This is a genomic window from Fructilactobacillus frigidiflavus, from assembly GCF_044054575.1.
Classification (GTDB): domain Bacteria; phylum Bacillota; class Bacilli; order Lactobacillales; family Lactobacillaceae; genus Fructilactobacillus; species Fructilactobacillus frigidiflavus.
The window spans coordinates 611,106-624,547 of record NZ_CP168716.1; the positions used below are offsets into that span (position 1 = coordinate 611,106).

10 protein-coding genes, 1 tRNA gene, 3 rRNA genes and 1 other annotated feature are annotated in these 13,442 nt (G+C 40.8%); of the genes, 11 read left to right on the plus strand and 3 right to left on the minus strand.

Translation table 11 applies throughout. The features are described 5' to 3' along the window. Window positions 1-146 precede the first annotated feature (146 nt). On the plus strand, window positions 147-854 hold the full coding sequence (locus ACEPSS_RS03110; RefSeq protein ID WP_395320470.1) for an AzlC family ABC transporter permease: 708 nt from the start codon (window positions 147-149) through the stop codon (window positions 852-854). Next, a complete protein-coding gene (locus ACEPSS_RS03115) occupies window positions 841-1,167 on the plus strand; it encodes an AzlD domain-containing protein (RefSeq protein ID WP_395320098.1) in 327 nt (108 codons plus the stop codon). Before ACEPSS_RS03110 ends, ACEPSS_RS03115 begins: the two co-directional genes overlap by 14 nt. 37 nt (window positions 1,168-1,204) lie before the next feature. On the opposite strand, the gene ACEPSS_RS03120 is transcribed toward ACEPSS_RS03115, so the two are convergent. The 3 genes from ACEPSS_RS03120 to ACEPSS_RS03130 all read right to left on the minus strand — a co-directional run bounded on the left by ACEPSS_RS03120 (window position 1,205) and on the right by ACEPSS_RS03130 (window position 3,176). Beyond that, the gene (locus ACEPSS_RS03120; protein WP_395320099.1) at window positions 1,205-1,381 is read right to left on the minus strand and encodes a hypothetical protein; all 177 of its coding nucleotides are present in this window, start codon (window positions 1,379-1,381) and stop codon (window positions 1,205-1,207) included. A gap of 15 nt (window positions 1,382-1,396) precedes the next feature. Then, the gene (locus tag ACEPSS_RS03125) at window positions 1,397-1,921 is read right to left on the minus strand and encodes a GNAT family N-acetyltransferase (protein ID WP_395320101.1); all 525 of its coding nucleotides are present in this window, start codon (window positions 1,919-1,921) and stop codon (window positions 1,397-1,399) included. Window positions 1,922-1,997: 76 nt separating this feature from the next. Next, complete coding sequence (locus tag ACEPSS_RS03130; protein WP_395320103.1) at window positions 1,998-3,176, minus strand: acetyl-CoA C-acetyltransferase; 1,179 nt, start codon at window positions 3,174-3,176, stop codon at window positions 1,998-2,000. An 86-nt stretch (window positions 3,177-3,262) separates the two neighbouring features. On the opposite strand from ACEPSS_RS03130, the gene ACEPSS_RS03135 reads away from it, so the two are divergent. From ACEPSS_RS03135 to ACEPSS_RS03175, 9 genes are all read left to right on the plus strand, one after another. Further along, window positions 3,263-3,808: a hypothetical protein gene (locus ACEPSS_RS03135; RefSeq protein ID WP_395320105.1), complete on the plus strand. Its 546-nt coding sequence runs from the start codon at window positions 3,263-3,265 to the stop codon at window positions 3,806-3,808. Between the two features lie 317 nt (window positions 3,809-4,125). Continuing rightward, window positions 4,126-5,702, plus strand: a 16S ribosomal RNA gene (locus ACEPSS_RS03140). A 69-nt stretch (window positions 5,703-5,771) separates the two neighbouring features. Beyond that, window positions 5,772-5,846: transfer RNA gene (locus ACEPSS_RS03145), tRNA-OTHER, on the plus strand. Between the two features lie 170 nt (window positions 5,847-6,016). Continuing rightward, window positions 6,017-8,932 (plus strand): 23S ribosomal RNA (locus tag ACEPSS_RS03150). 84 nt (window positions 8,933-9,016) lie between these two features. Then, window positions 9,017-9,133 (plus strand): 5S ribosomal RNA (gene rrf, locus ACEPSS_RS03155). The 16S, 23S and 5S rRNA genes sit together here with 1 tRNA gene alongside, the layout of an rRNA operon. A 120-nt stretch (window positions 9,134-9,253) precedes the next feature. Further along, window positions 9,254-9,515, plus strand: a binding site (T-box leader). 62 nt (window positions 9,516-9,577) lie between these two features. Then, entirely contained in the window at window positions 9,578-10,426 is an 849-nt protein-coding gene (locus ACEPSS_RS03160; RefSeq protein ID WP_395320107.1) for a MetQ/NlpA family ABC transporter substrate-binding protein, read from the plus strand. 31 nt (window positions 10,427-10,457) lie between these two features. Further along, window positions 10,458-11,633, plus strand: a complete 1,176-nt coding sequence (locus ACEPSS_RS03165; protein ID WP_395320109.1) for a pyridoxal phosphate-dependent aminotransferase — start codon at window positions 10,458-10,460, stop codon at window positions 11,631-11,633. A 12-nt stretch (window positions 11,634-11,645) separates the two neighbouring features. Next, window positions 11,646-12,701: a methionine ABC transporter ATP-binding protein gene (locus ACEPSS_RS03170; RefSeq protein WP_395320111.1), complete on the plus strand. Its 1,056-nt coding sequence runs from the start codon at window positions 11,646-11,648 to the stop codon at window positions 12,699-12,701. Next, window positions 12,701-13,405, plus strand: coding sequence for a methionine ABC transporter permease (locus ACEPSS_RS03175; RefSeq protein ID WP_395320112.1), 705 nt, complete (start codon window positions 12,701-12,703; stop codon window positions 13,403-13,405). Before ACEPSS_RS03170 ends, ACEPSS_RS03175 begins: the two co-directional genes overlap by 1 nt. Window positions 13,406-13,442: the final 37 nt, after the last annotated feature.

Below are 13,442 nucleotides of genomic sequence, written 5' to 3' on the forward strand. Positions count from 1 at the left end.
ATTTTACTCTACTATTTACGTAATTTCCACCAAAATCAATTCATTTCTTCACGTTATTCTGATAGATTAAAATTTTAGCTAAAAATTTCAGCAAATTAATTATATAATAATTAGTATTATAAATCGAAAGCAAAGAGGTGAAGATGGTGAATGGTAATCTATCAATCCGTTCAGGAATTAAGGATACAATTCCAACGCTATCAGGATATATTGGGGTTGGGCTAGCCTTTGGAATTGTAGCGAAGTCAGCCGGATTAAATGTTTTATTAATTGTGTTAATGTCCTTAATTACGTATTCAGGAGCTGCACAATTTGTCATTGTGAGCATGTTAGTTGCGGGTGGCACATTTCTTTCAATTTTAGTGGCCGTCTTTTTACTTTCGGCCCGGATGCTGTTAATGGGGATGACTGTGGCTCCGTATTTGAAAAAAGAATCCATGCTCAGAAATATTATTTTGGGATCATTGTTGACCGATGAAACTTTTGCTTTAACGATGAATAAACTGAACTATACCAATCGAATTATCACTTTTGAATGGTTAAATAGTGCAAATATTGTAGCCTATTTAACGTGGGTGATTGCTTCGGGAGTAGGGGGCAGTTTAGGAAGCCTGATTCCTGATCCTAATCAATTTGGTCTCGATTTTGCGTTCATCGCCATGTTTATCGGGCTCCTTTATCTCCAAATTTCGGCAGATAAAACGATGCCCTTTAAGTTGCAAATCCTGATGGTCTTGCTAACGTTAGTTTTGACCTACGTGGGCTTGATTTTTATCCCAAGTAACTTACTGCTTTTGGTAGTTAGTTTAGTGGGATGCTGGTTAGGAGTGAAAATTAAAAATGCTTTCTTTTAAGTTTATGATGCTAGTAATCGTCGGGTGTGGAATCGTGACGTGGCTAACGCGGGTCATTCCCTTTATCTTATTGAAAAAATTTGAATTGCCAATTGCGGTGGTCGAATTTTTGAGTTTTGTGCCTGTCGTAATTATGTCAGCTTTGTGGTTTAGCGGGTTATTTGTGCAACATCTGGGTCATCTACCCACTTTGAACGTTGAAAATTTACTAGCTTCCATTCCTACTGTGCTTTCGGCAGTGATTAGTAAAAATTTATTAGTAATTGTCGTAGTCGGAATTATTTCGTTAGCCATTATTCGAATTTTAATCTAAAAAAGACCTCGGAAAAAATTTCCGAGGTCTTTTTTATTTATATCAGGATTATGAGGATGGTAATAAAACTAATTAATAAAATGGTTAGTGCGGCAAATCGTTTCGAACGCCAAGTTGCTTGGGTTTTATATGTCCAAACTAAGCTGGCAATCGTAACTAAGATTGCAGCAAGAGCCATGATGATTAATTTGATTAAAACAGCTTGATCACTCATTGAAAGCTCCTGTGATTAGTGTAATTCGATTTGGTAAGCAAAACGGTCATCGTCTTCAGCTTTAGTCCGGATAATTCCTTTTTTAGTAAAGCCACAAGATAAGATGATGTGTTGCATTCCCTTATTCATTGGGTGAGTATCGATTCGAACATCTTTGAAACCAAGTAATGAAGAAACAGTGAATAATCCGCTGATTAACTTACTAGCAAGACCTTGGCCACGGTATTCGTGGGAAACTGAAACACGGTGAATAGCTGAGTAATGAGCAGTTGCACCATGATCCCAAGCTCCTTCTTCCATTTCAATGTAATCGGGGTCGATTCCCAAGTGAAGGGTTGCTGAACCAGCAACTTTACCATCAACATCAATTACATATGAAGTACTGTTATCAATGTCTCTTTTGATATCTTCAGTAGTTGGGTAAGTACCTTGCCATTGGTTGATTCCTTGTTCTTTTAAGAAACCACGTCCGGCGTCAATAATTTTCTTAATTTCTGGTAAATCTTTTTCAGTTGCTTTACGCACGTAAACACAAGTCATAATTATACACTTCCTTACTTATTCTTTAACGATAATCAATTATAAAGAATAAAGTTTATTTTTACAACTAAATCACTTAATTAAGGTGGATACTCATTGCCATTCCCATACCACCACCGATACAAAGTGTTGCAATTCCGGTTTTTTGCTTCGTTCGTTTTAAGTTGTTGATTAAAGTGATGAGAATGCGGGCTCCTGAATCACCGAGTGGATGACCTAAGGCAACTGCACCACCAGTAATGTTCAATTTTTCCATGGGAATTTGGAGATCATTTGCAACAGCCAAGCTTTGGGAAGCGAAGGCTTCGTTAAGTTCGAATAAATCATAATCATGGATGGTTTTTTGTTCTTTTTGAAGTAGCTTATCAACCGCATAACGAGGCGCATATCCCATTATATCAGGATTACAACCAGCTTCGGCATAGTTATCGATGATGGCTAATGGCTCTAACTTAAGTTCTTTAGCTCTAGCTTCCGTCATCATGATGAGCGCGGAGGCACCGTCATTAAGACTAGCGGCATTACCGGCTGTAACCGTTCCGTTTTCCTTAAAAGCAGTTCGAAGTTTAGTTAGTTGTTCAATGGTAGTGTTAGGGCGCACGGTTTCATCAGTTGAGACAACTGTTGCTGACTTTCTACCATTAATCGTGATGGGAATCATCTCATCTGTGAAATAGTTATTTTCGATGGCCTTGGCGGCTTTTTGATGAGACGAAAAGGCAAATTGATCCTGCGCTTCTCGAGTAATGTTGAACTTTTCAGCAACGTTTTCCGCCGTAATCCCCATGGGAGCGTTGGTACGAAAGTCATTTAAGCCATCTTTTTCAATACTATCTTCCATAGTGAAGGACCCAAATTTGTGACCTTGGCGAACTTTAGGATTTAGATAGGGGGCATTTGACATGCTTTCGGTGCCACCAACTAAAACTACCTCTGCATCACCGGTTAAGATGGCTTGTTGTCCGAGACGAATGGCTTTCATTCCTGATCCACAAACTTGATTAATGGTACAAGCGGTGCTGGTATCTGGAATGGCAGATTTTAGTTCAATTTGTCGGGCAATGTTTTGACCACCGCCAGCTTGAATTACGTTTCCAAAGATGACTTGGTCGACTAACTTCGGATCTAAATTGATTGCTTCCATTGTAGCTTTGGCTGCGATTACTCCAAGTTCAACTGAGGTTAAACTACTAAGTTGGCCATTGATTTTACCAATTGGAGTACGTTTCGCACTCACGATTGCAATTTTTTTCAAATTTTCAAGACTCCTTTGTATATGATTGGTTCTATTATAACCATCTTATTAATGATAGTATAATAACATCAAAGGAGCTGATTTTAATGGATAAAGAAAAACAAACCCAAGCAGTAGGGGAAATGATTGACGGATGGCTTGATGCAATTGATGCTGAACCGGATGTAGCTAAACTAGGCGATGAAAAAATTCGAGCAATTGATGCGATTATTGATAGTTTTGTTGAAATTGCAATTGTCGGTTTAGATAAAGAACCTAGTCAATGGAACGCAGATCTTTTACAAGAAGTAATGTTTGCTCGATTTATGCTTTTATTAGAAGAAAACGAAAAAACGGAAGCGATGTATCGGACGATTCCATTTGCATTAAAAAAATTATTTAAGTATTTACAAAAACAAGGCGTTATTAAAAACGGACAACATCTAATTGACTGGGTAAATGTTAATGCAACCCAACTACAGTCGCTTTATAATCCCCAGTTTGACAAATTTTATCGTGGTTTATTCGCAGACATGCGTCGTAGTGGAATTGACACTTCTGATAAAAATGCTGTTGATAAATTTACCAAAAACTATTTAAACTTACATCCAGAATTAGGGATTGAATTATATAAAAAAGATGATCAAAAATAAATTTGACTTTTTTTGATCAAAACCCTTGACCTTTTTTTGACCAATGGTTTATAGTTATAAATGTTGAGAGGGACGAAGTCACTTTTAACCAAAAACTTTTTTAATTTTATTATTCAAAAGGGTTGACATAGTTTAACTATCTGAGTAATATATTACATGCACTGCAAATGGTGCTTGAGTAGATCTTTGAAAACTGAACAAGATTTTGATTACAATAAAGTGTAAGGATAATTTTTAAACTTAGTTTAAAAGTTAAACAAATATGCAATGTCAATTTGCAAAAACAAATAAATAAGAGCTAGTAAAGTTCTCATTTCTAAAATGAGAGTTTGATCCTGGCTCAGGACGAACGTTGGCGGCGTGCCTAATACATGCAAGTCGAACGAAGTCGCCCATTTGATTCTTGGTGCTTGCACCGAGATGATTTTGGATCCGACTGAGTGGCGAACTGGTGAGTAACACGTGGGTAACCTGCCCAGAAGAAGGGGATAACACCTGGAAACAGATGCTAATACCGTATAACAACAAGAACCACATGGTTCTTGTTTCAAAGCTGGCCTTTGTGCTAGTGCTTCTGGATGGACCCGCGGCGTATTAGCTAGTTGGTGAGATAATAGCTCACCAAGGCGATGATACGTAGCAGACCTGAGAGGGTAATCTGCCACAATGGGACTGAGACACGGCCCATACTCCTACGGGAGGCAGCAGTAGGGAATCTTCCACAATGGACGAAAGTCTGATGGAGCAACGCCGCGTGAGTGAAGAAGGGTTTCGGCTCGTAAAACTCTGTTGTTAGAGAAGAACAGCTGTGAGAGTAACTGCTCACGGTATGACGGTATCTAACCAGAAAGTCACGGCTAACTACGTGCCAGCAGCCGCGGTAATACGTAGGTGGCAAACGTTGTCCGGATTTATTGGGCGTAAAGGGAGCGCAGGCGGTTTATTAAGTCTGATGTGAAAGCCTTCGGCTTAACCGGAGAAGTGCATCGGAAACTGATAAACTTGAGTGCAGAAAAGGATAGTGGAACTTCATGTGTAGCGGTGAAATGCGTAGATATATGAAGGAACACCAGTGGCGAAGGCGGCTATCTGGTCTGTAACTGACGCTGAGGCTCGAAAGCATGGGTAGCAAACAGGATTAGATACCCTGGTAGTCCATGCCGTAAACGATGAATGCTAGGTGTTGGAAGGTTTCCGCCTTTCAGTGCCGCAGCTAACGCATTAAGCATTCCGCCTGGGGAGTACGACCGCAAGGTTGAAACTCAAAGGAATTGACGGGGACCCGCACAAGCGGTGGAGCATGTGGTTTAATTCGATGCTACGCGAAGAACCTTACCAGGACTTGACATCTTCTGCCAATCTAAGAGATTAGACGTTCCCTTCGGGGACAGAATGACAGGTGGTGCATGGTTGTCGTCAGCTCGTGTCGTGAGATGTTGGGTTAAGTCCCGCAACGAGCGCAACCCTTGTCTTTAGTTGCCAGCATTAAGTTGGGCACTCTAGAGAGACTGCCGGTGATAAACCGGAGGAAGGTGGGGACGACGTCAAATCATCATGCCCCTTATGTCCTGGGCTACACACGTGCTACAATGGGCGATACAACGAGTTGCGAAACCGCGAGGTCAAGCTAATCTCTTAAAGTCGTTCTCAGTTCGGATTGCAGTCTGCAACTCGACTGCATGAAGTTGGAATCGCTAGTAATCGTGGATCAGCATGCCACGGTGAATACGTTCCCGGGTCTTGTACACACCGCCCGTCACACCATGAGAGTTTGTAACACCCAAAGTCGGTTGGATAACCTTTTAGGAGTCCGCCGCCTAAGGTGAGACAGATGATTAGGGTGAAGTCGTAACAAGGTAGCCGTAGGAGAACCTGCGGCTGGATCACCTCCTTTCTAAGGAATAATTCGGAACCTTACATTAATCAAAATCTTGGTCAGTTTTGAGAGTATCTACTCTTATATGGGGAGTTAGCTCAGTTGGGAGAGCGATTACTTGCTTGCAAGTAATAGACGTAGGTTCAAACCCTACATTCTCCATTGACACTAATGTGTCAATTTTGTTCTTTGAAAACTAGATAATATTATTTTCTGTAATAATTATATTTTTATATATAATTGAACCGAGAAATAACCATTGTGTTATTTTTGAGTTTTTTAATTAGTTTTAATCGCTAAAACTCAAATAATTTATAATCCGTCGGATTATAGGTTAAGTTAATAAGGGCGCATGGTGAATGCCTTGGTACTAGGAGCCGATGAAGGACGCAACTAACTGCGATAAGCTTCGGGGAGCTGTACGTAAGCTTTGATCCGGAGATTTCCGAATGAGGAAACTCGACCAGTGTTATGACTGGTCACTGTATAGTGAATACATAGCTATGCAGAGGCAGACGTGGGGAACTGAAACATCTAAGTACCCACAGGAATATAAAGAAATTTCGATTCCCTAAGTAGCGGCGAGCGAACGGGGAACAGCCCAAACCGAACCCTTGTGGTTCGGGGTTGTAGGACTGAACATTTGAGTTACAAAAGTATTTGATAGTTGAAGTAGTTGGGAAGCTACACCAAAGAGAGTGATAGTCTCGTAAACGAAATCAAATACCCTCAGTTCAGGATCCTGAGTACGGCGACACACGTGAAACGTCGTCGGAATCTGGGAGGACCATCTCCCAAGGCTAAATACTCCCTAGTGACCGATAGTGAACCAGTACCGTGAGGGAAAGGTGAAAAGCACCCCGGAAGGGGAGTGAAATAGTTCCTGAAACCATGTGCCTACAAGCAGTCAGAGCCCGTTAATGGGTGATGGCGTGCCTCTTGTAGAATGAACCGGCGAGTTACAGTTGCATGCAAGGTTAAGCCGAAAAAGCGGAGCCGTAGCGAAAGCGAGTCTTAATAGGGCGTATTAGTATGTTGCCGTAGACCCGAAACCAGGTGATCTACCCATGTCCAGGATGAAAGTGCGGTAATACGCACCGGAGGTCCGAACCCGTGTACGTTGAAAAGTGCTGGGATGAGGTGTGGGTAGCGGTGAAATTCCAAACGAACTTGGAGATAGCTGGTTCTCTCCGAAATAGCTTTAGGGCTAGCCTCGGAATTAGAATCATGGAGGTAGAGCCACTGTTTGAGCAAGGGGTCCATCTAGGATTACTGAGTTCAGATAAACTCCGAATACCATTGATTTATGTCCGGGAGTCAGACGATGAGTGATAAGATCCATCGTCGAAAGGGGAACAGCCCAGACCGCCAGTTAAGGTCCCTAAATATATGCTAAGTGGAAAAGGAAGTGGAGTTGCATAGACAACTAGGATGTTGGCTCAGAAGCAGCCACCATTTAAAGAGTGCGTAATAGCTCACTAGTCGAGTGATTCTGCGCCGAAAATTTACCGGGGCTAAGCATATTACCGAGACTGCGGACGCAACTATGTTGCGTGATAGGAGAGCGTTCTAAGGGCGATGAAGGTAGACCGTAAGGACTACTGGAGCGCTTAGAAGTGAGAATGCCGGTATGAGTAGCGAAAGATCAGTGAGAATCTGATCCACCGAATGACTAAGGTTTCCTGGGGAAGGCTCGTCCACCCAGGGTTAGTCGGGACCTAAGCCGAGGCTGAGAAGCGTAGGCGATGGATAACAGGTTGAGATTCCTGTACTAGTTAATTATGTTTGAACGATGGAGGGACGCAGTAGGCTAAGATATGCACACGATTGGAAATGTGTGTTCAAATCGTAAGTCAGTTTAAGAGTTAAATGCTTTTAAGCGGGTTGACAAGCGATGATGAGGATCGAAATTTAAGTAGAGAAGTATCTGACGTCACACTGCCGAGAAAAGCTTCTAGTTAGTAATTAATTACCCGTACCGCAAACCGACACAGGTAGTCGAGGAGAGTATCCTCAGGTGAGCGAGAGAACTATCGTTAAGGAACTCGGCAAAATGACCCCGTAACTTCGGAAGAAGGGGTGCTGGCCTCACGGCCAGCCGCAGTGAAAAGACTCAAACGACTGTTTATCAAAAACACAGGTTTATGCAAAATCGTAAGATGAAGTATATGGGCTGACGCCTGCCCGGTGCTGGAAGGTTAAGTGGAAGTGTTAGCTTCGGCGAAGCACCGAAATGAAGCCCCAGTAAACGGCGGCCGTAACTATAACGGTCCTAAGGTAGCGAAATTCCTTGTCGGGTAAGTTCCGACCCGCACGAAAGGCGTAACGATTTGAGTACTGTCTCAACGATAGACTCGGTGAAATTAAGATACCTGTGAAGAAGCAGGTTACCCGCGACAGGACGGAAAGACCCCATGGAGCTTTACTGTAGCTTGATATTGGGTGTTTACATAACTTGTACAGGATAGGTAGGAGCCATAGAAGCCGGGACGCTAGTCTCGGTGGAGGCGTCAGTGGGATACTACCCTTGTTATGTGAACACTCTAACCCTGCGCACTGATCGTGCGCGGAGACAGTGTCTGGTTGGCAGTTTGACTGGGGCGGTCGCCTCCTAAACAGTAACGGAGGCGCTCAAAGGTTTGCTTAGAATGGTTGGAAATCATTCCTAAAGTGTAAAGGCAAAAGCAAGCTTGACTGCGAGACATACAGGTCGAGCAGGGACGAAAGTCGGACTTAGTGATCCGGTGGTACCATATGGAAGGGCCATCGCTCAACGGATAAAAGCTACCCTGGGGATAACAGGCTTATCTCCCCCAAGAGTTCACATCGACGGGGAGGTTTGGCACCTCGATGTCGGCTCATCGCATCCTGGGGCTGTAGTTGGTCCCAAGGGTTGGGCTGTTCGCCCATTAAAGCGGTACGCGAGCTGGGTTCAGAACGTCGTGAGACAGTTCGGTCCCTATCCGTCGCGGGCGCAGGAAATTTGAGAGGAGCTGTCCCTAGTACGAGAGGACCGGGATGGACATACCGCTGGTGTATCAGTTGCGCCGCCAGGCGCATTGCTGAGTAGCTATGTATGGATGAGATAAACGCTGAAAGCATCTAAGTGTGAAACTCGCCTCAAGATGAGATTTCCCATTCCTATATGGAAGTAAGACTCCTGAAAGATGATCAGGTAGATAGGTTAGAAGTGGAAGCGTAGTGATACGTGAAGCGGACTAATACTAATCAGTCGAGGACTTAACCAAGTAGAATGAAGATACAATGGAAGTTAATCGGAAGAAAATAATATTGTCTAGTTTTGAGAGAACAAAGTTCTCAAACAAAAATAGTGTGGTGGCGATAGCCTGAAGGATACACCTGTTCCCATGCCGAACACAGAAGTTAAGCTTCAGCACGCCAAAAGTAGTTGGGGGATCGCCCCCTGCGAGGATAGGACGTTGCCACGCAAATGAAAAAGACTTTAGCGCAAGCTAAGGTCTTTTTTTGTCTCTTTAAAAATAAATTAAAAAAATATTGAATTTTTTGTTGACAGAATCTTAAATTACCTTTAAGATAATAACAATCAAATAAACAAATTGTAGAGCTGAGTATTTATTGGAATTTCTAAGAGAGTCTCTGGGCGGTGTGAAGAGATGAAAGGAAAATAAAGAAGATGGGCTTGAAATCAATCACTAGTGAGTTTTTATAAATAAGCTAGTGGCGGGGTTGCTACCGATATCTTAGCAAGATTTTTCTGATTGAGACGCGTCATCAGAGAAATTTCTGAGGCAGATTTCAGCGATGATTTCTGTAAACTAAGGTGGTACCACGAAAGCATTCGTCCTTTTATTAGAGGATGAATGCTTTTTTTGTTTATTAAAATATATTATAAAATAAAGGTGGAAATTATCATGAAAAAATCAGTTAAATGGATTATCGGAGTCATTGTTTTAATTGCAGTTTTAGGAATTGGTTGGGCAAGTTTTGGGCCTAAATCTTCAAATACTTCCGGTCAAAAAGTTGTTAAAGTTGGAATCATGAGTGGATCAAAAGCTGATGATGCTGTTTGGAAATCAGTTGCCGAAACCGCTAAAGATAAATATGACATTAAGTTGAAATTTGTACATTTTACAGATTACACACAACCAAATACTGCTTTAGCTCAACATTCAGTTGATCTTAATGCTTTCCAACATTATGCTTTCTTAAAAGACTGGAACAAAAAACATCATACTAATATTGTTTCAATTGGTAATACCGTAATTACTCCAATTAGAATTTTCTCAGATTCATACAAGAACGTTAAAGATCTTCCTAACGGTGCTACAATTGCCATTCCTAATGATGCTACTAACGAAAGTCGTGCTTTAGTTGTATTGAAAAATGCTGGATTAATCGACTTAAAACACAAAGATGGACTTCTTGGAATTAACGACATTACCAAAAACAGTAAAGATTTGAAGATTAAAGAAGTTGATGCTTCTCAAACTGCAAGATTATTGAACAGTGTTGATGCTTCAGTAGTTAACGGTAACTTTGCCGCTACTGCTAAATTACCAAATGATAAAGCCATCTTTACAGAACCACTTAACAAGGATTCAAAACCATGGATTAACTTTATCGCTGCTAACAAAGATCAAAAAGACAATGAAACTTTCAAGAAAGTTGTAAAAGCTTACCAAACTAAAAAGACTGCTGATGTAATTGAAAAAGAATACGGTAAGACTGAAGTTCCTGCATGGAACCATAGTTTTAAATAAGCTTTAAAAATTAAGTAAAGAGGTAAATAAGATGGAATTTCCGGAATCTAAAATTCTTCAATCATTACCAACTCAATTTTTTGCAACGTTGGTCCAGAAGGTCAATGCTAAAATTGCTACTGGAGCTGACGTAATTAATTTAGGGCAGGGTAATCCTGATCAGCCGACCCCTGATAATATTGTAAAAGCAATGCAAACGGCAGTTGCTAATCCAGAAAATCATAAATATTCACCTTTTAATGGATTACCAGCTTTAAAACAGGCGGTCGCCGATTTTTACAAACGAGAATATGACGTTGATTTGGATCCAGAAACAGAAATTGCAATTCTGGGTGGTTCTAAAACTGGATTAGTTGAACTTCCCTTAGCAATTTTGAATCCAGGTGACACAATGTTACTCCCAGATCCTGGTTATCCAGATTATTTATCAGGAGTTGAGTTAGCAAAAGTTAAATTAGATTTACTTCCACTGAAGGAAGAAAATGATTTTTTGCCAGATTATGGTACGATTAGTGATGAGGTGAAGGCGGCAGCTAAATTGTTGTACCTTAACTATCCTAATAATCCGACTGGTGCAATTGCAACTCCTGAGTTTTTCAAAGATACGGTTGCTTTTGCGAAGGAAAACCAAATTGGAATTGTGCACGACTTTGCGTATGGTGCTTTAGGTTATCATAATCAGCCCCTGAGTTTCTTACAGACTCCTGGTGCTAAAGAAGTTGGAATCGAAGTGTACACGATGTCTAAGACCTATAATATGGCCGGGTGGCGTTTAGGGTTTGCGATTGGAAATCCTGATATGATTAAGGCGATTAATTTGATTCAAGCCCACCTGTTTGTCAGTGTCTTTCCCGCAATTCAAGAAGCGGGAATTGCAGCTTTATCTGAATCACAAGCATCAGTTGCTAAACTTAATGATTTGTACGATGAACGGCGGGAAGCCTTTGAAAAGGCAGCTGCTAAGATTGGCTGGCATGCTTGTCCTGCTAAAGGATCATTTTATTCATGGATGCCAGTACCAGAAGGTTATAATTCTGAAAGTTTTGCCGATCTATTACTTGATCAAGTGGCGGTTGCTGTAGCTCCAGGATTAGGTTTTGGAAAAGTTGGCGACCAATTTGTTCGCATTGGCTTATTAACCAGTCCAGCAAGACTACAGGAAGCCGTAGCAAGAATTGCCAAACTAAATTTATTTGAAAACAACTAAAAGGAGAAAATAATGACAGATAATATTGTAAATTTTAAAAACGTATCGGTCGATTTTACCCAAGATAAAAAGCAAATTAAAGCTGTTTCCGATGTTACTTTTGGGATTTCTGAAGGTCAAATTTTCGGAATTGCGGGTTATTCTGGAGCTGGTAAATCTACGCTAGTACGGACCGTAAACTTATTACAAAAACCTACTAGTGGTGAAGTTGATGTTTTTGGGAAGACTTTCTACAAAAACACCGATGGAAAAGTTGAAATTATTGATGAAAAAGAATTAAGAACAGAACGGCGTAAGATTGGAATGATTTTCCAACATTACAACTTATTGTCACAAAAAACAGTTCAACAAAACGTGGAATTTGCTTTGAAACATGCTGGTTTAAAAGAAAAAGAAGTTGCTGCTAAGGTAACTAGTTTATTAAAAGACGTTGGTTTAGCTGACTACGCTAAGCATTACCCTGGTCAATTATCTGGGGGACAACAACAACGGGTTGCCATTGCCAGAGCGTTGGCTAATGATCCTAAAATTTTAATTTCTGATGAAGCAACTTCAGCCCTTGATCCAGAAAATACTAATCAAATTTTGGATTTACTTCAAGACTTGAACCAAAAGCGTGGGTTAACGGTTATTTTAATTACTCATGAAATGGATGCTATCAAACGCATTTGTGATCAAGTAGCCATCATGGATACCGGTAAAGTAGTTGATCTTGGAACGTTAATCGATGTCTTTGTTAAATCAACTAATCCGATTACTCGTAGAATTGTTGGTTCTGACTTCGATGCCTTTGCAATTTTGAAGTCCCTTAACATTGATACCAAAGATCGTCATCTAGTAAAACTAATTTACTTCTCACAAGCTATTTCTAAGCCAATTATTATTGAGCTTTATTCGAAATTCCACATTTCAGCAAGCATTGTATATGCTGATATTGAAAAATTCCGAAATGAAGCAGTGGGAATTATGATTGTTGATTTAATCGGTGAAGATGATGATAGAAAACAAGCGATTGAATATCTTCAAAACTTGGATGTTGAAGTTACTGAATTGAGAGGTGAAGCATAATGAAAGAGTGGTTTATTACAAATTTCCCCAACGTTGTGCAACAAGGTTGGTCTGGTGAAACTGGTTGGTGGACATCAATCGTGCAAACGTTATACATGACTTTTTGGTCAGCAATCTTTGGTGGAATTGCTGGATTAATCTTTGGAGTGGCTTTAGTCCTTTTCGATAATGATGGGATTTTGCCTAACAAAGTGATTTTCAATATTGTTGATAAAATCGTTTCATTGTTCCGTGCGGTTCCATTTATTATCTTATTGGCCTTCATTGCCCCTGTAACGCAAAAGATTGTTGGAACTCAAATTGGAACTACGGCTGCCTTAGTTCCATTGTCAGTGGGGGTCTTTCCTTTCTACGCTCGTCAAGTCCAAGTGGCTTTACAAAGTGTTAACAAAGGGACCATTGAATCAGCTGAATCATTAGGATCAACTAACTGGGATATTATCTCAGGAGTTTATCTTAGTGAAGCTTTCCCCGAATTAATTAGAGTTTCAACCGTTACTTTAATTAGTTTAGTTGGATTGACTGCCATGGCCGGAGCAATTGGTGCCGGTGGTTTAGGTAACATGGCCATTTCTTATGGATATAACCGATTCGCCAATGATACGACGTTAGTGGCTACGATTCTGGTAGTTATTTTAGTGCTAGTCATTCAAGTTGTCGGTGATGTCTGGGCTAAGTTAGTCGATCACGGGTCGCAAGATTAAAAATAAAGATTAAAAAAAGGCTTTCCAAAAATTTTTG

Bases quoted from the DNA above. Each gene is read 5' to 3' on its own strand.
- ACEPSS_RS03120 (WP_395320099.1), bottom strand. From the start codon at position 1,381: ATGAGTGATCAAGCTGTTTTAATCAAATTAATCATCATGGCTCTTGCT.
- ACEPSS_RS03175 (WP_395320112.1), top strand. From the start codon at position 12,701: ATGAAAGAGTGGTTTATTACAAATTTCCCCAACGTTGTGCAACAAGGT.
- ACEPSS_RS03165 (WP_395320109.1), top strand. From the start codon at position 10,458: ATGGAATTTCCGGAATCTAAAATTCTTCAATCATTACCAACTCAATTT.
- ACEPSS_RS03135 (WP_395320105.1), top strand. From the start codon at position 3,263: ATGGATAAAGAAAAACAAACCCAAGCAGTAGGGGAAATGATTGACGGA.
- ACEPSS_RS03125 (WP_395320101.1), bottom strand. From the start codon at position 1,921: ATGACTTGTGTTTACGTGCGTAAAGCAACTGAAAAAGATTTACCAGAA.
- ACEPSS_RS03170 (WP_395320111.1), top strand. From the start codon at position 11,646: ATGACAGATAATATTGTAAATTTTAAAAACGTATCGGTCGATTTTACC.
- ACEPSS_RS03115 (WP_395320098.1), top strand. From the start codon at position 841: ATGCTTTCTTTTAAGTTTATGATGCTAGTAATCGTCGGGTGTGGAATC.
- ACEPSS_RS03160 (WP_395320107.1), top strand. From the start codon at position 9,578: ATGAAAAAATCAGTTAAATGGATTATCGGAGTCATTGTTTTAATTGCA.